This is a genomic window from Billgrantia ethanolica (genome assembly GCF_021404305.1).
Classification (GTDB): Bacteria; Pseudomonadota; Gammaproteobacteria; order Pseudomonadales; family Halomonadaceae; genus Halomonas; species Halomonas ethanolica.
In genome coordinates, this window is sequence record NZ_JABFTX010000001.1 from 1,374,210 (window position 1) to 1,397,725 (window position 23,516).

The window sequence follows — 23,516 nt, forward strand, 5'->3', positions numbered from 1 at the left end:
GACACGCTCAGCGGGCAGGCAACGCATCCAGAGCCTGACGCATCTCACTCAGCACCGCCTTGAGCTCATCGGCAATCGCTTCCGGCCGCTCGGCGTTGTCAGCGATGCGGCTGACCAGCGCGCTGCCGACGATCACGCCATCGGCGACCTTGCCGACCTCGGCGGCCGAGGCGCCGTCACGGATACCGAAACCGACGCACAGCGGCAGCTCGGTCAGACCGCGCAGCGGCGCCAGATGCTCGGCCACATCGGCGGCATTGAGCGTGGCGGCACCGGTCACGCCCTTGAGCGCAACATAGTAGAGATAGCCCTCGCCGTGGGCGCATATTGTAGCGGCCCGCTCGGTGGAAGTGGTAGGGGCGACGAGAAAGATCGAGGCCAGACCGCGCTGCTTGAGGATGGGACCGAACTCGTCGGCCTCCTCAGGGGGCATGTCCACGGTCAGCACGCCGTCGATGCCGGCCGCCTCCGCCTGGTCGGCGAATACCTCGAAACCGATGCGTTCGACCGGGTTGAGATAGCCCATCAACACCACGGGCGTATCACCGTCGGACTGACGGAACTCGCGCACCATCTCGAACAGGTGGGTCAGGCGCACCTTGTGCTGGAGCGCCCGCTCGCAGGCCTTCTGGATCACCGGGCCGTCGGCCATGGGATCGGAAAACGGCACGCCCAGCTCGATCACGTCGGCGCCCGCCTCCACCAGCGCGTGCATGAAGCCGACCGTGTACTGAGGAGCCGGGTCACCGGCGGTGATGAAGGGAATCAGCGCACGGCGGCCCTGGGCCTTGAGTTCGGCGAAACGTTTGTCGATTCGATTCATCGTCAGAACTCCAGGCCGTCGATCTTGGCGACCGTCATGATGTCCTTGTCGCCGCGGCCGGAGAGGTTGACCACGATGTTCTGGTCGGGCCGCATGGTCGGCGCCAACACCTTGGCGTGGGCCAGCGCATGGGCCGACTCCAGTGCCGGCATGATGCCCTCGACACGAGTCAGCTCACGGAACGCCTCGAGCACGGCAGCGTCGTTGGCGGCCACGTACTGCACCCGCCCCACGTCCTTCCACAGGGCGTGCTCGGGACCGACCCCCGGATAGTCCAGACCGGCCGAAATCGAGTGGGTGTCGGACACCTGACCGCCCTCATCGGACATCAGGTAGGTGCGGTTGCCGTGCAGCACGCCGCGCGGCGCGTTGGAGGCCAGCGGTGCCGCGTGGCGTCCGGTTTCGACGCCGTCGCCACCGGCTTCGACACCGTACATGGCGACCTCGTCGTCCTCGACGAAGGGATAGAACAGCCCCATGGCATTGGAGCCACCGCCGACGCAGGCGATCAGCGCATCGGGCAGCTTGCCGAACTCCTCCAGCGACTGGCGGCGCGCCTCGCGGCCGACCACGGCGTTGAAGTCACGTACCAGCATGGGATACGGGTGCGGGCCGGCCACGGTACCGATGATGTAGAAGGTGTCGTCGACGTTGGTCACCCAGTCGCGCAGCGCTTCGTTCATGGCGTCCTTGAGCGTGCGAGTGCCCGACTCCACCGGAATCACGTTGGCCCCCAGCAGGCGCATGCGGTAGACGTTGAGCTTCTGGCGCTGTACGTCCTCGGCGCCCATGTAGACTTCACACTTGAGACCCAGGCGAGCCGCCACGGTGGCCGTGGCCACGCCATGCTGGCCGGCACCGGTCTCCGCGATGACCCGCGGCTTGCCGCTCATCTTGGCCAGCAGTGCCTGACCGATGGTGTTGTTCACCTTGTGCGCGCCGGTGTGGTTGAGGTCTTCGCGCTTGAGCCAGATCCGTGCACCACCCAGCTTCTTCGACCATCGCTCCGCATGATAGAGCGGCGAGGGACGGCCCACGTAATGGGCCAGGTCATAGTCGAATTCGGCCTGGAAATCCGGGTCGTCGCGAAGACGCATGTAGGTCTTCTCCAGATCGTCCAGGGCGAAGCTCAGGGTCTCCGAAACGAACCGGCCGCCGTAGGGGCCAAAGTGGCCGCGGGCGTCCGGCAGTCGGGTCAGGTCACTGAACTTGCTCACTAAAGACACCTCATAGGGTCGCCATAAGGGAATGGGAGTGGTGTTGGGCCAGGCCCGGGAATACGGATACAGGTCACGCCCGGTGCGAGCGGTCGGCCTGGGCCACTGCCGCGGCAAAGGCCGCCAGCAAACCGCAGTCCTTGCGCCCAGGCGCGGTTTCCACGCCACCGGAGACGTCTACCGCAAAAGGGCGGACACGCTCGATGGCTTGCGCCACGTTGTCCGGACCGAGCCCCCCCGCGAGAATAACAGGTTTTGCCAGGTTTGCGGGGATTCGCGACCAGTCGAACGTCTCGCCGGTGCCGCCCGGCACGCCGGGACGATAGGCATCCAGCAGCAAGGCCTGGGCGCCTGCGTAGGCCTCTGCGGCAGCGTGCAGATCGAGATCGTCGCGCATGCGCAGCGCCTTGATCCAGGGCCGGCCGAAGCCGGCGCAGAACGCCGGGGTCTCGTCGCCGTGGAACTGCAGCAGGTCGAGATGCTCGGCGCAGCGCGCAATCAGCTCGGGCTGCTGATCGACGAACAGCCCCACTCGGGTGACGAAGGCCGGCACCCGTGCTGCCAGTGCGGCAAGGCGCGCCTCATCCACGCAGCGCTTGCTGCCAGGCCAAAGCACGAAGCCCAGCGCATCGGCGCCGGCGGCCACGGCATCAGCCACGTCCTGCTCACGGGTCAGGCCGCAGAACTTGATACGGGTGCGGAATCCCACGGTTTTTACGTCAATCATGCCCATCCTGGCAGCCTGTCGGATTTAACTTGCCTGCTGTCGTTCAACGCCCTGCGCCTCACCGAGATCGGCGAGCACCGCACGGTGGACCGCGGGAAGATAGTGGTAGCCGCTAGGATAACACAGCCGCTTGACCACCACGCTGCGAGCGATGGCCGCGAGACGATGGAAGCGTGTTCGTGCGATGTCCGCTTGGGCGGTGCCGTCCTGTCCAGTTGCATAGCCACATCCCTCCAGCACCTCGGCCAGGAAAGAGTGCCGTACGAGCTGGATCAGCGCTTCGCCCGGGCCGAGCGGCTCCAGGCGTATCGCCGTGTCGCCTCCGGTCACGACACGGCGCTCCAGCAAGTAGATCCTCGCCACGGGCAGTGACTCTCTGGAGACATGCCCCACTCTCTCGGCCGGAACACTGAGCTTGGGAAACGACGGATGGACCGGCTCGAAACCCTCGGAGGTGCCGACGAAGCGCCGTGCCTGCTCCGGGGTCAACTTCAGTTGCGGAAAGGCATGCCGACAGGTTACCCATGCATCATCCGGCTCCAGCGCCGCAATATCGTCGGCGAGGAGGTGAAACCCAGCCGCGACCAGGTAGGTGACCAGGGTGCTCTTGCCACCGGTGCGATCCGCCGCAAACAGCATCGCCCGACCCTTATGGGCCACCGCCCCGGCATGCAGAGCGCTGATACCGGTCATCTCGAGGTAATAGGAGAGGACGTCCCCGAGCAGATAGAGATCGACCATGAAGCCGGCTTCACCGTCCTGCAGCCGGCAGTCGATCCGCCCGGGAGCGACCAGGAATTCCGCCACCCGGGGGAAGCGCATCAGGTTTCCGCCGGCCACGGCATAGATCTCCAGATCAGGCTCTTCGAAGCGGTTCCTGGACGGGCTCAGATAGAGGGCATTTTGACGCGAGGGTGTGGGCCACGCTCTCTTCAGCTCGCAATGAAAGGTCAGGTCGCACTCCGCCGTGGCGGGTGCGGCACTCAGGGGGAAGCGGAAACGATGCGTCGTCTCCATGCAGAGCCCAAAGACCCGGTATCGGTATGTCACGCTTCCTGCCCTCCGTCGCCGACTCGGCGCCGAACGATTCATGCCGAACGATTCAGCGCCGAACCAGGACGCCAATGTCCTCGAGCTCCGCCACCAGTGCGGCCAGGTCTCGTCGCAGCGCCTCCGGCGCTACGGCATAGTCCTCCAGCAGCAACGCGATAGCTCCCTCCAGACTGCCGCTATTCAGCAACGCTCGCCACATGTCAGCCGCCGTCGGATCGAGCTGGAAACAGGGCGCGGACCCTGCGGACGCCCGGGGGAAGTGCGCCACCGCGATCGATTCACCGATCGGCACCCCCAGCACGCGAGCGGCAGACTTGAGCGGGCCAGGCTCCGTCGACTGCAGCGCGATTCCCGCCTGTGCCAGCCCCTCCTCCGCCGTGCCAGCCGCCTCCGCCCGCAGCCGTGCGGCCTGAACACGACGCTTGAGGCATAGCGACGGCGGCCAGGCGTTCCAGCCAGCTTGAAAGCGCCCTGCTTCTGCATCCCAGTACTTGGCCTCGGGCTCGCACCAGGCGAAAGCCACGTACTCGGCAATCCCGCACCAGTAGGCTTCCTCGCCGATCTGCTCCCGACGCTCCGAGAGCCAACGGGGATAGGTCGCGCCGAACCAGTCTGGCGCGACATCCCTGAGGTCTTCGGCGTTGAGGCAGGCCAGCACTCTGGGCTCGACCCGCTCGATGGCGCGGCACAATTCCCCGGGAGCAAACAGCGGACAGAAGATGACCGTCGGAGTGTCACACCGCTGCAGGAACTGCTGGAAGCGCACTCCAGACAGGGCACAGTCGTCCACCACTACCCAAGGCTGGGACTCCCCACTCTCGGCCACCCCGGGCTCAGGCACGCCGATCTGATCGGGGCGCAGATCGAGCAGGTAGGAGAGCATGCCTAGAACGATCCAGCCCCCGCGGGGGATGGCGGTATAACGAAAGCGCGTCAGAGCCTCCTCACCGAAGCGCGCCCGGAGGGCCGTGGCAAGACGCTCTACCGCCAGCTCAGCGGCGGGGTAATCGATATAGCGATGATGCTCGAGCACCTCACGGAGTTGAGCAGCCAGGTCCGCCAGCAGGGACTTCTGCTCCCCCGTGAAATGCCCGAAAGCCGCCACCATGGGCTCGGGCCAGGCTCGCGCCGCGAGCCTGGCCCCCTTCATTCTTATCCACAGTGGATTGGCTTGGATTCCTTCGCCCAGCGCCCGCAAGGCCGACTCTCGATCGAGCTGCCGGGTAAAGGCAAGAAGCTGCTCGACGGACTCTCGGCCATCGAGCAGCAGAACGGCATCGATGCCCCTGTTCACGACAAGGTTGTCCCTGTTCACGGGGCGAGGCTATGCAGAGGTAGCCTGGGCCAGTTCCTTGCCAAGGCCTACCTGCCATGCCCGGGCGGGTTGCGGCTGCCGTACGAATGCGGTGCATTGCCCGGAAATACATCCGATCCCGGCTTGGTCAGCCCTACCAGGGTGAGATCGGCAACGGTTCCCCATCTTGTCAGCCGGGGGCTGCTGTATTCACGGCGGACTTTGCCGTGCATTTCCTGTTTCTTGTTCATTAACTGATCCTCCAACCCGTATCCTCGTCGATAGGGAACTCCCTATAGCCCGTCAGCCCTCAATCGAGCGCTAACACTTCCTTACACAAAAAGATTAGGCCGACCCTGGGCGGCCATCCATGCCAAAAAAAAATGATTTACAAAGGATTACAGGATGATTTTCATCACTCGCGGGGTAGCGCTAGTGCCATTCGCTGCTGCCCTGCCGGGTTGATTCGACTACCAGAATCGCCTTAGCCAGATTTCCAGCGACAGGGTCGGCCAGAGGTCGAAACTGGGCGCATTGCCACGCACGAAACATTCGAATCGCTCGCGTAACATTGCTTCATCGACGAAACCCAGCTCGGCACAGCGGCTATGAGTCATCAAGCCGAGGATGTTTTCGTAGGCCTTGTCACGCAGCGCAGCGAAGTAGATAGGTTCGGGCGACACCTTGCCGATCGAGCCGACAGCCTCGACCGGCATGATGCCCGACATGGCCCGTCGCGCCAGCCGTTTTACCTCGATGACACTGTCGACATGGTACTGGGGGCAGGCAAGAATGAACTCGGCTATCCGCCTGTCGCTCCAGGGGTCGGCATTGCCCACGCCATGCAAGGCGGTGATGCGCTCGGCGTACCTCATCCCCTGCTGGACCAGCGGCGAGAAGACATGGATGTAACGCTCCCGTGGGGCGCGGCGTGACCAATTCGCCGCCTCGGCTCTTACCGGTTCGACCTCTGGCAATCCCGCTCGCTGAAGGAAGCCCGGGGAGACATAGGACTCCGCGCGTCGTATCGGCCCCCGCTGCCGGGGCTTGCGCGATGTACCGATGCGGTGAGCGGCTTGCCAGTCACGGGTGAGACGACTCCCCGACAGTAGATCCGACAGCATGGGCCGCACCAGGTAGCGAGACAGGGCAGCAGCACGCGACAGCGAGGTTAACCTCGACAGGGCCTCAAGCTCACGCCATGCCCCGTGAAAATGGCCAGCCAGCAACATACCAGGCACGTCGGTCACGGCTCCGCCACAGATGACGTCACCGCGTGAGCCATAGAACATCACGCTAACGCGATCAGCCGCCGCTGCCGCCAGAGAGCGGACCAGGAAGGGCTGAAACATCGAGAAGAAAGGATCATCCTCGTGGGGCTGGTTGAGAGCATCCTCGACCAGGGGATAGGTCTCCTCCGCCGGCACCTCATGCACCGGCATGGCGAAATGATCCGCGATTCGGTAGATGTTCTCGCGTTCGTCGCACTCGGGCAGCTCGGAAAACACCCAGCTGTAGGCGCGCATCGGCGGCACGCCCTCCCCTTGCCGGCGGAGCCAGCCAGCCACCGAGGCGACACAGGTGGAGTCGACCCCGCCGCTCAGACTCACGCCAACCGGGTCGCGGGCACGCATGCGACAGCGCACCGCCTCAGTCAACAGCTCGCACAGCCGATCGGCATAGGCCCTCTCGTCGCGGTAGCGAAGGCGTCGCTCCGGATCGGGCGCCCAGAAGCAGCGACTGCGCTTTCGCCCTGCCCGATCGATCGTCACTTCCTCGGCGGGCTTGAGCTCCTCGATCCCCTCATAGAAGACCTGTCCGGGCGGCGTCTGCATGCCACACAGGTGCCAGCCGACGGCCTGCTCGTTCAAGCGCCGCGGCACACCATTCACCGCCAGGATCTGCCGCACTTCGGTAGCGAACAGCACCCGCCCAGGTTCAATCCGATAGTAAAGGGAGCGCATGCCCAGGGGATCTCGAGCCAGGTGCAGCTCACGCTGACCGGCATCCCAGAGCACATAGGCAAAGTCACCGAGCAGCCGTGCGGGCCCCTGCTCACCGGCATGCAGCAGCATCCAGAGCATGAGCTCGGCATCCGTTGCTACCTCTCTCTCCACCCCAGCATGCGGGGTGGGGCTCATGCCGACACAGTCTTCGCGGTTATCGAGGCGTGCATCGGCCGCGAACACGAGGCCACGCTCCGGCACGACCACCGGACGACACGCCCCGGTACCGTCGGGCGTCGTATCCAGCGACAGGCAGGCGATTCCCACTGGCCCCTCGCAGTAATACTCGACACCGTCTGGACCGCGGTAGAGGACCCGTGACGCCATCAGTTCCAGCTCGGCACGACTGACAGAGACGCCATCAAGACGAATGATTCCGCAAATGCCGCTCACTGGGGAAGGACCTCCCGCAAGCCGTCAGGCAACCCTCCAGGCCACTGGGCGCAGCCCGGAGACACAACTGATCACCATTCATTTACAGAATGTAGCAAATAAGATTGCCATGCCAAGTCGAGTTCGTCTTGCCCAAACGTGGGGTCCAGGCGCCGTCTCGGTTTACTCGGCTACGGACGTTCCCTTTGCCCGGGGTTCACCGCGGCGAAATTCGACCATGGGACAGTCCGGCAGTTCGCGCTCACCGGTCCACTCGCCGAGAAACGCCAATAGATTGGGCCCCAGCGGCTCTCGCGGCAGCCCCCAGGCGTCGTCGTAGAGTGAGTCGACGAAGTGCAGACCGCAGGCAGGTGCCGTCACGTCGGAAAGCGTACGATCCTTCAGCGCCAGCAGTTCAGCTATATAGCCATCACCCTGCTCGCCGCGTCCCACGCTGACCAGCGCGCCGACGATGTTGCGCACCATATGGTGCAGAAAGGCGTTGCCCTGCACGTCGATGACGACCAGCGGGCCGTGGCGGCGAACCTCGATGAAATGCAGATGCCGCCATGGTGTCTTCGACTGGCATCCCGCGGCGCGGAAACTGGAGAAGTCGTGCTCGCCTACCAGTGCCTGGGCGGCACGATGCATGGCATCGGCATCGAGTGGGTCGCGACACCAGGTGACGTTGGCGCGCTCCAACACCGGTCGGCTCATCTGGTTGAGAATGAGATAGCGATAGCGGCGTGCCAGCGCCTTGAAGCGGGCGTGGAAATCATCGGGCACCTCTCTCACCCAGCGCACCGCGACATCCCGCGCCAGATTGGCATTGACACCGAACACCCAGGCCTTCTGCGAACGCGGCACCGGAGTATCGAAGTGCACGACCTGGCGAGTGGCATGCACCCCGGAATCGGTACGCCCACTGGCATGTACCGTAATCGGCTGGCTCGCCACCTTGGCCAGCGCTCGCTCCAGCTCGCCCTGGACCGAAGGTGCATGCTTGAGCCGCTGCCAGCCGCAGTAGGCGCTGCCGTCGTACTCAACTCCCAAGGCCAGTCGGCCACGTAGAGATTGGCTATCGTCGAGAGATCGGAAAAGGGTCATGCCACCGTCAGAGTCGATAATGAGTGATCAGCGCCTCGACCTCTTCACGCAGGCGAGGCGACTCGGCCCCTTGGGACAGCCTCTGCAGCAACGGTCGGGCACGTTCGAGCTCACCGTGTTCCAGCATACGGCGAGCTTCGCTCAGCTCCTTCCACTGGGTGGAGTCGTCCGGGGTTGCGCCATTATCCCGGTCCAGCGGCGGGAAGGCCACCTCCTCCACCTCCCACTGCTCCCCCACGTCGAGCGAAGGCTTCTCACCGGGTGAGAGCTCGCTTCGAGAGCTTGACGGCAAGTCGCCGATCGCATCCACCCGAGGAAACTCGATGCTCGGCTGCATCGGTGTCTCTTGCCTGGGAGTCGGTTCCGGATCGAGGCGTGGGGGCCGATAGTCGATGACATCCCATTCGATGGGCGCCGACTGCTGCGATGAGCTCACCGGTGGCACCTCTTCCTCAGACACCTCTTGCTCAGCCACCTCTTCCTCGGGCATCGTTACCGGTGGCTCCTCGGCCGGGCTATCGTCGCTCGCCGTACCCGTCGCGGCAGCTCCCTCGGCGGTTGCCCGGTCCTCGGCGAAAGGCGAGCACAGGCCCTCGACGGCCATTTCGTCACTATCAGCCGGAGCATCATCGCCGTCTCCAGAGGGCTGGAGGTTGGGCCCTTCTTCAGCGAAAGTATCCGCGTGACGGTGCTCGTGCGGCTCTGCCACCGTCGGCCCATCGGTCTCTCCAACGTCAGCAGTGCGGTCGTTCTCGGCATGGCGTCTGGCCATCAATCTGGCCGCTTCGGCGAGCAGAGCGGAGTCGCCGGTTTCGGCCAGAACCTGCATCTCCTCTTCGGCAGCCTGCCAGTCCCCCTGCTCCACATGGACGTTGATCAGCTTGAGACGCTGGTCGTGGCGCTCGGGATCACGGGCAAGACTGGCCTCGAGCAGCTCCCGAGCCTGATCATAGCGGCCATATGCCATGAAGATGTCGGCTTCGCTGATGGCCTCAGCCTGCGGCATTGCCGGGCGTTGCGTCTCCTGTTCCTGGGGCTCGGCATCGCCGACGCTCATGCCCGCCGCCAGAGGCGGCATCATGGTGGCAGCCGGACTCGGCGGTGACGCCACATCGTAAGGCGGCATGCCATGCACCATGCTGGGCATGGAGACACTTGCCGTACCCGCCGCAGTGTGACGTTGACGCCGGCGCACCCAGAGCCACAGGCCCAGCAGCGCGGCAAGACCGGCTCCACCCAGCAGCAGATTCCGGTCGATGGCAGCGGGATGAACGGCTCCCCACCATGGCGTGTCTGCGGCTTGACCCTCTGGCTGCACGACCACGCTGCCGATCCCCGTGCCCGTGTCTGCCCGACCATCGGCGAGCAGGGCCGCCAGCTGTTCGCGCATCGTCTCGACTTCATCACGCAGCTCACCGAGCTCCTGCTGCAAAGCGTCGCGCTCGGCCTGCACCTCTTCCAGCGCGGCATGGCTCTCCTGCCAGCGCTGCTCGAGCAGCGCAAGGCGTGGCTCGCCCTGCTCCAGCGCCAGCTCCCCGCCGCCCAGTGCCGACAGCACGTCGCCATCCAGGGTTTGGCCGGACGCATCCGGCCCCTGCCGTGTAGCCTCGGCCGCTAGCTCCTCGTCGCTGAGCAGCGTGAGTCGCGGAGAAGCGTCCGCAGTATCGCCAGTTTCCGCAGCAGGCTTGGCAGTATCGGCCAAAGCAGGTGGTGCCGGCACGGGTTCGGCCGTCGCGACCCGCTCTGCCGCCTCGGTCGCAGCGATGGCCACCTGCACGCTTTCAGCGGCAGGAGCCGACGGCCCCAGGGGGACACGCGCGGGAGCGCCGCTGCCGCGACTGGCCCATGCCTGGTTCATCGCCTGAACGATGTGATCGGCCTGGGCACCGGTGCGAGCAGCGATGGCTTCACGTGACGGCACGACGAGGCTATGGCCGGCGCGCATGGCATTGATATTGCCCGAGGGGAAGACATCCGGATTGGCCTCGACCAGCGCCACCATCATCTGGTTCATGCTGATCCCGCTGTCGGGCCGCAGGCGCCCGGCCACCGACCACAGCGTATCGCCGCTGCCCACCCAGGCGGTGCCTGCCGTCATGGGTTGGCCTGCAAGCGAGGCAGAAGGCCGGAAAGCAGGCTCGGCAGCCGGCTGCTCAACTCGCTCCGCGACCTGAGCGACAGACTGGGAGCGACGGCTCGAACCGCTGACCAGCACCGGCATGCTGTCGTAGTCCGGCGGATCCAGCAGCAGGGTGACCTCACGCAGCTGTGTCCCGCTGGGCCAGTCGAAACGCAGCAGCAGATCCATCCAGGGTTCGCGTACCGCCCGCTCACTGGCGAGCGTCACTACCCAGTGGCCCTGACGCACCTCCACATCGGCTCTCACGCTGGCGGCCAGCGGTGTCCGCGACAGGCCTGCGGATTCGAATTCACGCGGACCTGCCACGCTGACCCGCAGCCGTTCGGGGTCGAGCCCTGCCGTATCGGTGAGCGGAATCACAGCGCGCAGCGGTGCGTTCAAGGTGGAACGAACATCGACTTCACCGACACCCAGTGCCAGCGCCGGTGGGCTGACGGCCGAAAGCGACAGCAGCACGGCCAGTGACAACTTACGTCTCATCGAATTCCCTTGCGTTACCCGCTTGCTTATGAAACGCCCGGTTCTTGTAATGTCAACATTTAGAACATGACGAAATATGTACCATATTTGCGCACGGCTTGCGCCACCCCGGCGGATACGCAACAGGCCCAATGCCACACCACAGCTGCTCCCGCATACGCAAACGGGGCACCTCCCCAGGAGATGCCCCGTCCTTGGCCCTGCGGATGGATCACTGCTCGCGCAGGATCTTCAGCATCCGCTTGAGCGGCTCGGCCGCGCCCCATAGCAACTGATCACCGGCAGTGAAGGCCGTGAGATACTCGCCGCCCATATTCAGCTTGCGCAGACGGCCCACCGGAACACTCAAGGTACCGGTAACGACCGAGGGCGTGAGCCCGGCGATGGTGGCTTCCTTGTCATTGGGGATCACCTTGACCCACTCGTTGTGCTTGGCGATGCGCTCCTCGATTTCATCTATCGGCACATCTTTCTTCAACTTGATGGTAAATGCCTGGCTGTGAGAGCGCATGGCACCGATGCGCACACAAAGACCGTCGATGGGTACCGGATTGTCCTGGATTCCCAGGATCTTGTTGGTCTCGACGCTGCCTTTCCACTCTTCGCGGCTCTGGCCATTGTCGAGCTTGGTGTCGATCCAGGGCAGCAGGCTGCCGGCCAGCGGCGCAGTGAAATTGTCGATCGGGAAGTCGCCGCCACGCATGGCCTGGGTGACCTTGCGATCGATCTCGAGAATAGCACTGGCGGGGTCGTTCAGCTCATCGGCGACGCAATCGCGCAGCGCACCCATCTGCAGAAGCAGCTCGCGCATGTGCTTGGCGCCGGAACCGGAAGCGGCCTGATAGGTCATGGAGGTCATCCACTCGATCAGGTCGGCCTCGAACAGGCCACCCAGCCCCATCAGCATCAGGCTGACGGTACAGTTGCCGCCAACGAAGGTCTTGGCGCCACGGGCCAACTGAGCGTCGATCACCTTGCGGTTGACCGGGTCGAGCACGATGGTCGCCTCGTCCTCCATACGCAGGGTGCTGGCCGCATCGATCCAGTAGCCCTTCCAGCCACTGCCGCGCAGGTCACCATAGACCTGCTTGGTGTAGTCGCCACCCTGGCAGGTAATCACGACATCCAGCGCCTTGAGCTCGTCGATGTCGGTGGCATCCTTGAGCGGAGGAACGTCGACGCCGATATCCGGGCCGGGCTTGCCGACCTGAGAGGTGGTGAAGAAGATCGGCTCGATGCCGTCGAAATCACCATCCTCCTGCATACGCTGCATGAGCACGGAGCCCACCATGCCGCGCCAACCGACGAAACCGACTTTCAACATGTGAAGTCCTCCTGAAAAGAATGAGGCCAATAGTATACATGACACGGGCCCACCTCGCAGGCGGGCCCGGGCGCCAGAGTCACGACAATGCCAGAATCACGACAATGCCAGAGTCACAGAGATGGAAGTGTCAGTGCCGAATCGCTCATGCCACAGGCGAAAGCGATATGCGTCTCTTCGCAGGAAATATTCCGCGGTCCTGGCCCCGGCGTCCAGCATTTTGAGACCCATCGAGCATAGCCGACATGCCCCCCGGCACATCCGCCTGGCGAAGCTCTCGAAAATGTAATATTAAGTAACAGGAGCAAAGGACTACCCTCTGGAGGATCGCAACGATGCTTCAAGACAGTGTCCGCCCCAGCATAGCAAGGCATGCCATGGCGGCGAGCACCGGCTCTCCGTCGCCGATGCTGCGCTTGCTGTTTCTCCTTGCCAGGCTAGAGCTTTCGCAAGAGCAGGAGCGACAGGCAGTCGCTCTCTGTTCCGCCATCGACGACTGGGCCGAGTTGATTCGCCTTGCCCAGGATACCTACCTGTTGCCTGTCGCCTATCGTCATCTGGACCGGCTCGCCCCATCCGCATTGCCCCCACATGTCATGGCTCGGCTGCGTGGCGAGAGCCTGTTGCTGATAGCAGACAATCTTCGAGTGGCTGCCGAGCAGAAACGGCTGGTTCACGATCTTCTCGAGCCGTTGCAAGTCCCTTACCTCTTCTTCAAGGGGCCGGCGCTCGCCGCGCGCTACTATGACGCCCCCGGTTTACGCTGCTGCGGCGATATCGACTTGCTGATTCCCCGCAACCGGCTAGTCGACCTGCTGGCCAGAGCGCTCCAGAGCGGCTTTCAGCCCAGCAAGCCACCTAGGCTGACCGCGGACAGGACAGCCCTGGAGTTTGCCATCGACAGGCAACCCATCATCAACATCGTCACGCCAGGTGATATCGAAGTCGAAGTGCATTGCCAGCTCGACAAAAAGGCCGCGCTCTATGACACGGACGCACTCCTTGCGGCTCGTGAGCCTCTGCAAGTGGGCGATACCATCCTTCATGTCATGCCGACCCACGAGTTGTTCGTCTACCTCTGTTTGCACAACACACGCCATTACTGGTCGCACCTGCACTGGCTGGTCGATCTGGACGCATTGCAACGCCACCCCGATTTCGATCTGGCCGCCGCGCATGCTTGCGCCAGGCAACGAGGCCTGACCACCACCGTCGACGCGAGCCTGGAGCTGAGCGCACTGCTCGCCAATCCCGACCTCGACGCGGCGACCAAGCAGCTCAGCAAGCGCGGTCGCGCTCTGTATCATGCCTGCCTGACCACCCTCCAAGGTGGACTCGAAGCCGAACTGGCGCTGCGCCGCAAGCGGCCCGCACCCGAGTTTGCCTTCCATTGGCAAACCACCATGCGCTACAGGATCGCGAGCCGCCTGAGACGATGGGTGCAGCCCTTTCGGCCCAGTTATTTCGACTATGCCAGCCGCCCTCTCCCACCGAGCTGGCAATGGCTTTACTACGTCACGCATCCATGCCGCATGCTGCGAAACCTGATCCTGTCGAAGAGGTCACGCCCATGACTCACGCTCTGGCCAACCCCGCATGGTGAGCCTGCGGAAGCTACTGGCTCCCGTGGACACTCTGAGAGCCATCCTGCCCCTACTGTGGGTAAGTAGCCGGAAGTGGACGCTGCTGGCCACGTTGTTCATGGTGATGGAAGCTTGCCTGGGTCTTGCCGTCCTCTATCTGCTCAAGCAACTGGTGGATGTGGTCACCCAGCTTCTCGGCGACGCTACCTCGCCGGACAGCTTCACCCCCGTACTGTGGTATGTCGCCCTGACCGGCGTCACGACGCTCGCCTTCATCGTGATACGCGCCCTGTCGAACCTGGCCAAGGAGATACAATCGCTGCTGGTGGCCGACCATATCGACCAGGAGATCCATGCCCGAGCGGTGGTGGCAGATCTCGCTTTCTATGAAAGCCCACGCTATTTCGACACCCTCGAGCGCGCACGAGAAGCGGGCAACCATCGGCCGGTTCAGGTGGTGAGCAATCTGATGATGCTGGCCCGTAACGGCATCATGCTGACGGCCATAGCGGCGTTGATTCTATCGCTCAATTGGCTGCTGGTGCCGGTCCTGGCGATCGCCATCGTCCCGGCACTGCTGGTGAGGCTGCATTTCACCCGGCATCTGTATGACTGGCAGCATCGTCGAACGCAAATGGAGCGTCGTGCCGGTTATCTCGACTGGCTGATGACCTCCAACTACCACGCCAAGGAACTGCGCCTCTACCAGTTGGGTGAGCATCTGAGAGGCTGCTATGGCAGGCTGCGCAGCCAGATCAGACATGAGCGCCTGCAAATCACTCAACGACGCACGCGAATCGAAGTGATCGTGGGCGGCATTGCCACTACCGCCTTCTTCTCAGCCCTGGCCTACCTTGCCTGGCAAACCGCACAGGGTCGCAACAGCGTCGGCGACCTGGTGCTGTTTCTGCTGATCTTTCAGCGTGCTCAGTCCATGGGGCAGGATCTGGTTCATCAACTGTCCAATCTCTATGAAGATCATCTCTACATGGGGCTGCTACTGAAGTTCCTGGCCATTCGCCCGGTCATCGCCGATCCCGCTGAGCCGGCTCCGATACCCGACCCAATCCGCGAGGGGATCCGCTTTCACGACGTTGGCTTTCACTACCCTGGATGCACGACGCCCGCGTTACGTCATATCGACCTGAGCATTGCCCCTGGGCAGATCGTGGCACTGGTAGGCACCAACGGCTCCGGCAAGACGTCACTGATCAAGCTGCTTTGTCGACTCTACGACCCGACGACAGGCAAGATCACGCTGGACGGCGTGGACATACGCGATTACGGACTGGAAGATTACCGCCGCTTGTTCAGCGTGATCTTTCAGGATTACTCCCACTATGCCGAGTCGGCAGGAGAAAACATTCGCTTTGGCGATATTGAGTCGCCTCGCGACACCCCGGCTGTTAAATCGGCAGCGATCAAGGCCGACGCCGATAGTTTCATACAGGGGCTGAGCGCCGGCTATGATACCCCCTTGACCCGTATGTTCGACGACGGTCAGGAGATCAGCATCGGCCAGTGGCAGAAGATCGCTCTAGCACGAGCTTTCATGCAGCAATCACGGGTCATCATCCTCGACGAGCCTACCAGCGCACTGGATCCGGGCGCCGAGTTCCAGCTGTTCGAGAATTTTCGCGAGCGCATCGATCACCGGGCCGCTCTGATCATCAGTCACCGGCTTTCGACCGTGAGAATGGCCGATCATATCTACGTGATGGAACAAGGCGTGATATGCGAAAGCGGAACCCATGACGAGCTGATCGAGCGAGGCGGCATCTACTGTCGCCTGTTCAACCAGCAGGCGCACCACTATCGCGAAGTGGACGCCTGACCGCCTTTCTTTCCCCTGTCAGCTGGTCTTCACCAGGCCTTCGGTCTCGAGCTGCTCCAGAAACTGCAAAACGTCACGCTCACAGTTTTCCCTTTCCACCGAAAACTCGGCCAGAAGCTGGTCGCAGATATCCGAGACGCTCATCTCGTCCTGAATCAGACTCCAGATACGCCCGCCTACTGCCTGGGTGCCGTAGTACATGCCCCGCTCGGCACTGAACAGCACCACATCGTCATTGACCTGTGATGCAAGCAGCGACGGATGTCGCTTCACTACCGTATTCATCTGCATGTTGGGTGACTCCTTAGATGCGCCGAACGTCATGTGAAGAATTGTATCTTCACGCCTGAGCATCAAGTCAGGAGATACCGCCTTTTGGCACTAGGCGAAAGAGAGGAGAGTTCTCATGCCGACAGGCTGAAACCTGGCCTTCCAAGGAGTACGAGGCGTGCAGGCTACGAGCGTAGGGCTCTCGTGCAGGCCCTCAGCAGGCCTCGCCCTCCCGCGCGGGATAGCAGCGCACGAAGCTGGAGAGCGCCACATAGGGCTCGTCCTGTTGGCCCAGAACGACACCGCTGACGTCCCTTACCCAGGCATGTGCCTTGAAGGTTGGGCAGTGCTCCGCATCCTGTTGGGTCAGGGTGCCGAGTACCAGGCAGGAAGATATCCGCCGTCGATGCAGCATCCACTGCGCCGCCATGGCCAGCATGAGGCAGGTCAACCTGCCGCCCAGCCGTGCATTGATGGCCCTGACCGACCAGCAGATCTCCAGCGCTCGTGGATCGCGATCGGCAGCCTTCAGTTCGACTTCACCCGCCGCCTGATGGCCGAGCCAGCGCGACCAGAAGCGAAACGGCAGACCGCGCACCAGCAGCCACGCCAGGGTCAGCCACAGCAAACTCTCCAGCAGCAGGGCCTTGCGTTGCCAGGGCAAGCGAGCATAACGGCGGAGAGTCTTCACCATGGTGGGTTCCTGCACGGCGACGTACCTTGCCAAAAGCGTAGTCGAGAAACCCAACCCGGCGAAGCCCCACCGCCGCGTATCAGCGCCGACTGGCGTCGTTCGTCACGCCGCCTCGAAAGCCGCCAGCACCGCATCGCCCATTTCGCGGGTGGAGACGGTGCGGGTGCCTTCCGAAGCGATATCCGCAGTGCGCAGGCCGTCATCCAGCACCTTGCCCACGGCAGCCTCGATGCGGCTGGCGAACTCGGGCTCGGCGAGCGAGTAGCGCAGCATCATCGCCACCGAAAGGATGGTCGCCAGCGGGTTTGCGATGCCTTTACCGGCGATGTCCGGCGCGCTGCCGTGGCACGGCTCGTACATGCCCTGCCCACTCTCGTTGAGCGAGGCCGAGGGCAGCATGCCGATGGAGCCGGTGAGCATAGCGGCGGCGTCGGAAAGGATATCGCCGAACATGTTGCCGGTGACCATTACGTCGAACTGCTTGGGTGCGCGCACCAGCTGCATGGCAGCGTTGTCGACGTACATGTGCGAGAGCTCGACGTCGGGATATTCCGGCGCCAGCCGTTCCATCACTTCACGCCACAGGATGGTGACCTCGAGCACGTTGGCCTTGTCGACGCTGCACAGGCGCTTGCCGCGCTTCTGCGCCAGCTCGAAAGCGACCCGACCGATACGCTCGATCTCGCTCTCGGAGTAGACGTAGGTGTTGAAGCCGACGCGCTGGCCGTCGCGCACCTCGATGCCGCGAGGCTGGCCGAAGTAGATGCCGCCGGTGAGCTCTCGCACGATCATGATGTCGAGGCCGGCAACCAGCTCGGGCTTGAGACTGGAGGCGCTGGCCAGCTGCGGATAGGTGATGGCCGGGCGCAGGTTGGCGAACAGGCCGAGGTTCTTGCGCAGGCCAAGCAGGCCCTTCTCCGGGCGCTTGGAGAGGTCCTCGAGCTTGTCCCACTTGGGGCCGCCCACGGCGCCGAGCAGGATGGCATCGGCAGCCTTGGCCTTGTCCAGGGTGACGGCGGGCAGCGGCTCGCCGTGCTCGTCGTATGCGCTACCGCCGACCAGCCCTTCCTCGATCTCGATGTCGAGGCCGCGGGCCTGGCAGGCGGCGAGAATGCGGCTGGCCTCGGCAGTGATCTCGGGGCCGATGCCGTCACCCGGCAGTACCAGAATCTTGCGTGTCATCGTTGCTTCCTTGTTCAAGCGGTATCGCGGAACAGCCACGGCCGGGCCTGGCGATGCTTCACCTCGAAGGCGCGAATGGCGTCCTCGTCCTGCAGCGTGATGCCGATATCGTCAAGTCCCTCGAGCAGACAGTGCTTGCGGAAGGCGTCGACCTCGAACTCGAGGATCTCCCCCGAGGGAGTGATCACCCGCTGATTCTCCAGATCCACGTCGAGGCGGTAGCCTTCGCTGGCCTCCACCTCCCGGAACAGCCGGTCGACGACGTCCTCCGGCAAGGTGATCAGCAGCAGGCCGTTCTTGAAGGCGTTGTTGTAGAAGATGTCGGCAAAGCTCGGCGCGATCACCACGCGGAAGCCGAAGTCCTCAAGCGCCCAGGGGGCGTGCTCGCGGGAGCTGCCGCAGCCGAAGTTGCGCCGTGCCAGCAGCACGCTGGCGCCTTGATAGCGCGACTGGTTGAGCACGAAATCCGGGTTGAGCGGACGCTGAGAACAATCCTGCCCGGGCTGCCCCTCGTCGAGGTAGCGCAGCTCGTCGAACAGGTTGACGCCGAAGCCGGTGCGCTTGATCGACTTCAGGAACTGCTTGGGAATGATCAGGTCGGTGTCGACGTTGGCCCGGTCGAGCGGTGCGACGAGCCCTTCGGTGCGTTCGAACTTTCTCATGGCTCAAGCCTCCTCTGCGACAGGCTGTGCGTCGAGGCGACGCACGTCGACGAAATGGCCGGCGATGGCGGCGGCGGCGGCCATGGCCGGGCTGACCAGATGGGTGCGTCCGCCGTAGCCCTGGCGGCCCTCGAAGTTGCGGTTCGAGGTGGAGGCGCAGTGCTCGCCGGCGCCGAGCTTGTCGGCGTTCATCGCCAGGCACATGGAGCAGCCCGGCTCACGCCACTCGAAGCCCGCTTCGATGAAGATCTTGTCGAGCCCCTCGGCCTCGGCCTGGCGTTTCACCAGCCCGGAACCCGGGACCACCATGGCCAGCTTGATGGAGTCGGCCACCTTCTTGCCGCGCGCCACCTTGGCCGCCTCACGCAGGTCCTCGATGCGCGAGTTGGTGCAGGAACCGATGAAGACCTTGTCGAGCTTGATATCGGTGATCTTCTGCTTGGGCGCGAGGCCCATGTACTCCAGCGCACGGGTGTAGCCGCGCTTGACGGTGTCATCGCCCTGCTCGGCCGGGTCGGGCACTTCGCCGGAAATACCGGTGACCATTTCGGGACTGGTGCCCCAGCTCACCTGGGGTTCGATCTCGGCGGCGTCCAGCGTCACCACCTTGTCGAACTCAGCGTCGGAGTCGGAAATCAGGTTGCGCCAGTCGGCCACGGCGGCCTGCCACTGCTCGCCTCGGGGAGCGAAGGGACGTTCGGCGAGATACTCTATGGTGGTGTCGTCCACCGCGATCAGGCCGACCCGGGCGCCGGCCTCGATGGCCATGTTGCATACCGTCATGCGGCCTTCCATGGAAAGGTCGCGGATGGCGCTGCCGGCGAACTCGATGGCGTAGCCGGTACCGCCGGCGGTGCCGATCTTGCCGATGATGGCCAGTACCACGTCCTTGGCGGTGACCCCGGCGCCCAGCTTGCCCTCGACACGCACCTGCATGTTCTTCATCTTCTGCGCCAGCAGGCACTGCGTGGCGAGCACGTGTTCCACCTCGGAGGTGCCGATGCCGTGGGCCAGCGCGGCGAAGGCGCCATGGGTGGCGGTGTGGGAGTCGCCACAGACCACGGTCATGCCCGGCAGGGTGGCGCCCTGCTCCGGCCCCACCACGTGGACGATGCCCTGGCGTGGGTCGTTGATCTTGAACTCTTCGATGCCGAACTCGACGCAGTTGTCGTCCAGCGTCTGCACCTGGATCAGCGACACCGGATCCTTGATGCCGGCGTTACCCTCGGCACGCTCCTTCACTGTGGTCGGCACGTTGTGGTCCGGCGTGGCCAGGTTGGCGTCGAGACGCCACGGCTTGCGCCCGGCCAGACGCAGCCCCTCGAAGGCCTGCGGCGAGGTCACTTCGTGCAGCAACTGGCGGTCGATGTAGATCAGTGCGGTGCCGTCGTCGCGCTCCTTCACCAGGTGCTGCGACCACAGCTTGTCGTAAAGCGTCTGGCCTGCCATATCGTTCTCCCGGGCGCTATGGCCCTTTTGCCTGTCCGGTCTAGGTTATCGCCGTGGCGTATCTTGCTGCCTATCCACGCGGCTCTCCGTCGACAGGTCTCGCGGAGGCGCTGTAAACCCATCCCTGGGCGCTACATTTGCCATCCATGGCAAATGACCTCCGCTATGACCTGTCCCCGGCGCCGCTCACGCTGCAGCAACCGCCAAGCTCTCGGTACTGGTTGTTCTCGCTTGGCTCTCTTTGGTGTCATCAAGTCCTTTGGTGTCATCAAGTCTTGCGCGGCTCGCCCATAAAAGCAATTCATGTTATTTATTCATTGGATTCCATAAAGGAATACAAACGAGAGATGGACACCCAAAGCCTGCAAGCCTTCCTCGCCGTGGCCGACAGCGGCAGCTTCTCTCGCGCCGCGGAGCAGCTGCACCTGACCCAGCCGGCGGTTTCCAAGCGCATCGCCACCCTGGAAGACCAGATCGGCGCGCGGTTGTTCGACCGCATCGGCCGCCGCGTCACCCTTACCGAAGCCGGTCGGGTGCTGCTGCCCCGCGCCCGGCAAATCCTCGTCATGGTGGACGACAGCCGGCGTGCGCTGACCAATCTCGAAGGCCAGGTGGCCGGCAGCCTGACGCTTGCCACCAGTCACCATATCGGCCTGCATCGCCTGCCGCCGCTGCTCAAGGCCTACACCCAGGCCCACCCCGAGGTACGCATGGACCTGCGCTTCCTCGACTCGGAGCTGGCCTATCAAGGGGTGCTGGATGGTGAGCTGGAGCTGGCCGTGGTGACCCTGGCGCCACATCCCGACCCGCAGCTCGACGTGGTGCCGGTGTGGCAAGATCGCATGTGTTTTGTCTGCGCCCACGACCATCCGCTAGCCGGGCATGGGCGGCTTACGCTGCATGAGCTGTGCACCTTCGATGCCGTGCTCCCCGGTCCGCTGACCTTCACCCGTACGCTGATCGAGTCGCGTTTCGCCGCTGCCGGTCTCACCCTGCCCGTGGCGCTGGCCACCAACTATCTCGAAACGCTCAAGATGATGGCCGCCATCGGCCTGGGCTGGAGCCTGCTGCCGGAGCGAATGGTGGCGGGAGAGCTGCACGAGCTGGACGTGGAGCATCCACCCATCCATCGCTCGCTGGGCTACCTGGTGCACCGCAGCCGCACGCTCTCCAACGCCGCACGAGCGATGCTCTCCCTACTGGAGGAGGCGCGTGACGCGGCGAGTCGCGGGGGATAGGAAGATATTGTTAGACTGCTCACAAATAAAACACACCGTCCCGACTCGCCGGAGCCCTGAGCCATCGTGTCCCCACCCGACTCGTCACCGATGCCCTTGCGCCATGCCCTGGCAGGCGTGCTGATCCTGCTCGGGCTGGTGCAGCAGATACTTGCCTTCAGCGGAATCGTGCTGCTGCCGCATGGGGTCGGCTATGCCCTGTGGCTGGCCACGCTGCTGCTGTGGCGCGACATTCCACGACGTACCCGCTGGCAGGCCGGGGCGCTGGCCGTCATCGGGCTGGGTTTGCTGATCGTCTCACGCTGGCACTACGGCGCGCCGGTCGCCTGGCCGACGGTCACCAGCGGCAATACCTATGTGGTGGCAATGTTGGTCGGCGTCAGCTTCATCGGCCTGATCGGCAACCTCAGCGGCTCGTCGCGCCCCCTGGGCCGGCCGGTCACCGGCCGCCGAGGCACTGCCGGCACCTGGCTCGGCGTGCACCTGCTCGGCACCATCCTCAATCTGTCGACGGTGTTCATGATCGGCGACCGCCTGGCCCGCCGCGCTCCGCTGACCACGCCCCAACTGCTGGCACTCAATCGCGGCCTCTCCAGTGCCGCGCTGTGGTCGCCCTTCTTCGCCTCCATGGGCGTTGTGATGACGCTGGCACCGAGCATGGAGTATTCGCGCGTCCTGGCCATCGGGCTGCCCCTGGCGCTTGCCAGCGGGGCGCTGACCACATTCGAGCTGTCGCGCCGCTTCGACCTGACCGAGGTGGCGGGCTTCTCGCTCTCACCGCGTAGCCTGCTGATGCCGGTGGCCATGGCCGCCCTGGTGATGCTGTTCCATTTCCAGCTGACACCTGAGCTTGGCATCGTCAGCATCATCACCTTCCTGCTGCCGGCGGTGGCGCTGGCCAGCAACCTGCCCGCCGGGCCGCGCTGGACCTGGCACCGGGTGCGCCAGCACACCCTCACACGGCTCCCGGCGATGCGCGGCGAGATCGCCCTGTTTCTCTCGGCGGGTTTGCTGACGCTGGGTCTCTCCACCCTGGTGGCCGCCGCTACCGGCAGCGAGTGGCGGCTGTTCGCCCATTTTGGCGCGCTCCAGGCCGTGATCAGCTTTCTGGCCATCGTCCTCAGCGCCGTGGCCGGCCTGCACCCGATCATCGGCGTCTCGGTGCTGGCCTCGATGCTGGATCTGCGCGGCAGCGAACCTACCCTGTTCGCCTTCACGGCGCTAGCCTCCTGGGCCGTGGGCACTTCGGTGGGGCCGCTGTCGGGCATCAACCTGTCGCTGCAGGGGCGCTACGGCATCAGCGGCTATCGCATGATGCGCCTCAACCTGGGCTATGCCCTGGTGCTCAGCGCGCTGGTGGTGGGGGCCATCATGCTGCTCGACGCCTGGCTGTGACAGGCCTGGCCGAACGGCAGCGAGTACGCGCGGGCCGGCAGCTGCCGGCCCGCAGCGTCGGACGGGCTATGTCGGACGGACTATGTCGGACAAGACATGTCAGACGGGGCTATTGCGACACGCGGTAGAAGTAGCGATGGCCGCACTGGTGGCAAGGCTCGATACGGGTCACGCCTTCAAGATCGACCACCGCGTCGCAGTGCACGCAGGCCATGCGCCCGGGGGCTGCCACCTCGCCCTCGCAGTAGTCGGCCCGGGCGGCCTCCAGGTCTTCCTTGAGCCGTTCGTTGTCGACGATGCTGCGGTCGGCAATGGAGAACAGCGAGTCCACCACCTTGCGCGAGAGCTGGTCGAGATCGATACCCAGCCAGGCGGCTACGCCACGCCCGCCAGCCCGCAGGTAGCGGCGCATGTCGATCAGGTCGCGCTCGACCCAGGCGCGCAGCAGGGCCAGCTCGTCCTTGGTGAACTCCTCGAGTTCGGCCTCGAACTCCACGGCCTCGTCCAGCTCTTGCTGCAGGTTCTCCCAGGTCAGGTCGTCGGCGCCCTCACGCAGCCGTGCCAGCATACGCTCGTAGCCTTCGCGCAGCCGATGTTCGCGATGGGAGTCGGGACGTTCGCTCATGGTCATCTCCTCGAACCGGTTTCGGCATGGGCCGGGCATGG

General features: G+C 64.2%; 20 protein-coding genes. 4 read left to right on the forward strand and 16 right to left on the reverse strand.

Annotated features, from left to right (window positions below; genetic code table 11):
* Positions 1-7: 7 nt before the first annotated feature.
* From trpA to asd, 10 genes are all read right to left on the reverse strand, one after another.
* On the reverse strand, positions 8-823 hold the full coding sequence (trpA, locus tag HOP53_RS06185; RefSeq protein WP_234269200.1) for a tryptophan synthase subunit alpha: 816 nt from the start codon (positions 821-823) through the stop codon (positions 8-10).
* Between the two features lie 2 nt (positions 824-825).
* Positions 826-2,040: a tryptophan synthase subunit beta gene (trpB, locus tag HOP53_RS06190; protein WP_234269201.1), complete on the reverse strand. Its 1,215-nt coding sequence runs from the start codon at positions 2,038-2,040 to the stop codon at positions 826-828.
* 73 nt (positions 2,041-2,113) lie between these two features.
* A complete protein-coding gene (locus HOP53_RS06195; protein WP_234269202.1) occupies positions 2,114-2,767 on the reverse strand; it encodes a phosphoribosylanthranilate isomerase in 654 nt (217 codons plus the stop codon).
* A gap of 24 nt (positions 2,768-2,791) precedes the next feature.
* On the reverse strand, positions 2,792-3,817 hold the full coding sequence (locus tag HOP53_RS06200) for a hypothetical protein (RefSeq protein WP_234269203.1): 1,026 nt from the start codon (positions 3,815-3,817) through the stop codon (positions 2,792-2,794).
* A gap of 52 nt (positions 3,818-3,869) precedes the next feature.
* On the reverse strand, positions 3,870-5,114 hold the full coding sequence (locus HOP53_RS06205) for a PqqD family protein (RefSeq protein WP_234269204.1): 1,245 nt from the start codon (positions 5,112-5,114) through the stop codon (positions 3,870-3,872).
* Positions 5,115-5,182: 68 nt separating this feature from the next.
* On the reverse strand, positions 5,183-5,365 hold the full coding sequence (locus HOP53_RS06210; protein ID WP_234269205.1) for a lasso RiPP family leader peptide-containing protein: 183 nt from the start codon (positions 5,363-5,365) through the stop codon (positions 5,183-5,185).
* Between the two features lie 219 nt (positions 5,366-5,584).
* Complete coding sequence (locus tag HOP53_RS06215; RefSeq protein ID WP_234269206.1) at positions 5,585-7,447, reverse strand: asparagine synthetase B family protein; 1,863 nt, start codon at positions 7,445-7,447, stop codon at positions 5,585-5,587.
* 228 nt (positions 7,448-7,675) lie between these two features.
* Complete coding sequence (gene truA / locus HOP53_RS06220) at positions 7,676-8,599, reverse strand: tRNA pseudouridine(38-40) synthase TruA (RefSeq protein WP_234269207.1); 924 nt, start codon at positions 8,597-8,599, stop codon at positions 7,676-7,678.
* Positions 8,600-8,606: 7 nt separating this feature from the next.
* On the reverse strand, positions 8,607-11,219 hold the full coding sequence (locus HOP53_RS06225) for a FimV/HubP family polar landmark protein (RefSeq protein ID WP_234269208.1): 2,613 nt from the start codon (positions 11,217-11,219) through the stop codon (positions 8,607-8,609).
* 211 nt (positions 11,220-11,430) lie between these two features.
* On the reverse strand, positions 11,431-12,543 hold the full coding sequence (asd, locus tag HOP53_RS06230; protein WP_234269209.1) for an aspartate-semialdehyde dehydrogenase: 1,113 nt from the start codon (positions 12,541-12,543) through the stop codon (positions 11,431-11,433).
* Between the two features lie 377 nt (positions 12,544-12,920).
* Between asd and HOP53_RS06235 the strand changes: the two genes are divergently transcribed.
* Together HOP53_RS06235 and HOP53_RS06240 are read left to right on the forward strand one after the other, a co-directional pair.
* Positions 12,921-14,117 (forward strand): nucleotidyltransferase domain-containing protein, encoded by a 1,197-nt coding sequence (locus tag HOP53_RS06235; RefSeq protein WP_234269210.1) that lies wholly within the window; start codon positions 12,921-12,923, stop codon positions 14,115-14,117.
* A 52-nt stretch (positions 14,118-14,169) separates the two neighbouring features.
* Positions 14,170-15,960 (forward strand): ABC transporter ATP-binding protein, encoded by a 1,791-nt coding sequence (locus HOP53_RS06240; RefSeq protein WP_234269211.1) that lies wholly within the window; start codon positions 14,170-14,172, stop codon positions 15,958-15,960.
* A gap of 18 nt (positions 15,961-15,978) precedes the next feature.
* Here the strand turns inward: HOP53_RS06240 and HOP53_RS06245 are convergent, their stop codons facing one another.
* The 5 genes from HOP53_RS06245 to leuC all read right to left on the reverse strand — a co-directional run bounded on the left by HOP53_RS06245 (position 15,979) and on the right by leuC (position 20,217).
* Positions 15,979-16,251, reverse strand: coding sequence for a lasso peptide biosynthesis PqqD family chaperone (locus HOP53_RS06245; RefSeq protein ID WP_234269212.1), 273 nt, complete (start codon positions 16,249-16,251; stop codon positions 15,979-15,981).
* A gap of 193 nt (positions 16,252-16,444) precedes the next feature.
* Complete coding sequence (locus tag HOP53_RS06250; RefSeq protein ID WP_234269213.1) at positions 16,445-16,924, reverse strand: lasso peptide biosynthesis B2 protein; 480 nt, start codon at positions 16,922-16,924, stop codon at positions 16,445-16,447.
* Positions 16,925-17,026: 102 nt separating this feature from the next.
* Positions 17,027-18,106, reverse strand: a complete 1,080-nt coding sequence (gene leuB, locus HOP53_RS06255) for a 3-isopropylmalate dehydrogenase (protein ID WP_234269214.1) — start codon at positions 18,104-18,106, stop codon at positions 17,027-17,029.
* 14 nt (positions 18,107-18,120) lie between these two features.
* Positions 18,121-18,768: a 3-isopropylmalate dehydratase small subunit gene (gene leuD / locus HOP53_RS06260; RefSeq protein ID WP_234269215.1), complete on the reverse strand. Its 648-nt coding sequence runs from the start codon at positions 18,766-18,768 to the stop codon at positions 18,121-18,123.
* A 3-nt stretch (positions 18,769-18,771) separates the two neighbouring features.
* The gene (gene leuC, locus HOP53_RS06265; protein WP_234269216.1) at positions 18,772-20,217 is read right to left on the reverse strand and encodes a 3-isopropylmalate dehydratase large subunit; all 1,446 of its coding nucleotides are present in this window, start codon (positions 20,215-20,217) and stop codon (positions 18,772-18,774) included.
* Positions 20,218-20,564: 347 nt separating this feature from the next.
* On the opposite strand from leuC, the gene HOP53_RS06270 reads away from it, so the two are divergent.
* Together HOP53_RS06270 and HOP53_RS06275 are read left to right on the forward strand one after the other, a co-directional pair.
* The gene (locus HOP53_RS06270) at positions 20,565-21,455 is read left to right on the forward strand and encodes a LysR family transcriptional regulator (protein WP_234269217.1); all 891 of its coding nucleotides are present in this window, start codon (positions 20,565-20,567) and stop codon (positions 21,453-21,455) included.
* Positions 21,456-21,545: 90 nt separating this feature from the next.
* Positions 21,546-22,850, forward strand: a complete 1,305-nt coding sequence (locus HOP53_RS06275; RefSeq protein ID WP_234269700.1) for a hypothetical protein — start codon at positions 21,546-21,548, stop codon at positions 22,848-22,850.
* A gap of 109 nt (positions 22,851-22,959) precedes the next feature.
* On the opposite strand, the gene HOP53_RS06280 is transcribed toward HOP53_RS06275, so the two are convergent.
* Positions 22,960-23,475, reverse strand: a complete 516-nt coding sequence (locus HOP53_RS06280; protein WP_086508751.1) for a zinc ribbon-containing protein — start codon at positions 23,473-23,475, stop codon at positions 22,960-22,962.
* Positions 23,476-23,516: the final 41 nt, after the last annotated feature.

What these genes read in the sequence shown, in the direction of transcription:
- trpA (WP_234269200.1), bottom strand. Translation starts at nt 823, where the DNA reads ATGAATCGAATCGACAAACGTTTCGCCGAACTCAAGGCCCAGGGCCGC.
- HOP53_RS06195 (WP_234269202.1), bottom strand. Translation starts at nt 2,767, where the DNA reads ATGATTGACGTAAAAACCGTGGGATTCCGCACCCGTATCAAGTTCTGC.
- HOP53_RS06210 (WP_234269205.1), bottom strand. Translation starts at nt 5,365, where the DNA reads ATGAACAAGAAACAGGAAATGCACGGCAAAGTCCGCCGTGAATACAGC.
- HOP53_RS06215 (WP_234269206.1), bottom strand. Translation starts at nt 7,447, where the DNA reads ATGGCGTCACGGGTCCTCTACCGCGGTCCAGACGGTGTCGAGTATTAC.
- truA (WP_234269207.1), bottom strand. Translation starts at nt 8,599, where the DNA reads ATGACCCTTTTCCGATCTCTCGACGATAGCCAATCTCTACGTGGCCGA.
- HOP53_RS06225 (WP_234269208.1), bottom strand. Translation starts at nt 11,219, where the DNA reads ATGAGACGTAAGTTGTCACTGGCCGTGCTGCTGTCGCTTTCGGCCGTC.
- asd (WP_234269209.1), bottom strand. Translation starts at nt 12,543, where the DNA reads ATGTTGAAAGTCGGTTTCGTCGGTTGGCGCGGCATGGTGGGCTCCGTG.
- HOP53_RS06235 (WP_234269210.1), top strand. Translation starts at nt 12,921, where the DNA reads ATGGCGGCGAGCACCGGCTCTCCGTCGCCGATGCTGCGCTTGCTGTTT.
- HOP53_RS06245 (WP_234269212.1), bottom strand. Translation starts at nt 16,251, where the DNA reads ATGCAGATGAATACGGTAGTGAAGCGACATCCGTCGCTGCTTGCATCA.
- HOP53_RS06250 (WP_234269213.1), bottom strand. Translation starts at nt 16,924, where the DNA reads ATGGTGAAGACTCTCCGCCGTTATGCTCGCTTGCCCTGGCAACGCAAG.
- leuB (WP_234269214.1), bottom strand. Translation starts at nt 18,106, where the DNA reads ATGACACGCAAGATTCTGGTACTGCCGGGTGACGGCATCGGCCCCGAG.
- leuD (WP_234269215.1), bottom strand. Translation starts at nt 18,768, where the DNA reads ATGAGAAAGTTCGAACGCACCGAAGGGCTCGTCGCACCGCTCGACCGG.
- leuC (WP_234269216.1), bottom strand. Translation starts at nt 20,217, where the DNA reads ATGGCAGGCCAGACGCTTTACGACAAGCTGTGGTCGCAGCACCTGGTG.
- HOP53_RS06270 (WP_234269217.1), top strand. Translation starts at nt 20,565, where the DNA reads ATGGACACCCAAAGCCTGCAAGCCTTCCTCGCCGTGGCCGACAGCGGC.
- HOP53_RS06275 (WP_234269700.1), top strand. Translation starts at nt 21,546, where the DNA reads ATGCCCTTGCGCCATGCCCTGGCAGGCGTGCTGATCCTGCTCGGGCTG.
- HOP53_RS06280 (WP_086508751.1), bottom strand. Translation starts at nt 23,475, where the DNA reads ATGAGCGAACGTCCCGACTCCCATCGCGAACATCGGCTGCGCGAAGGC.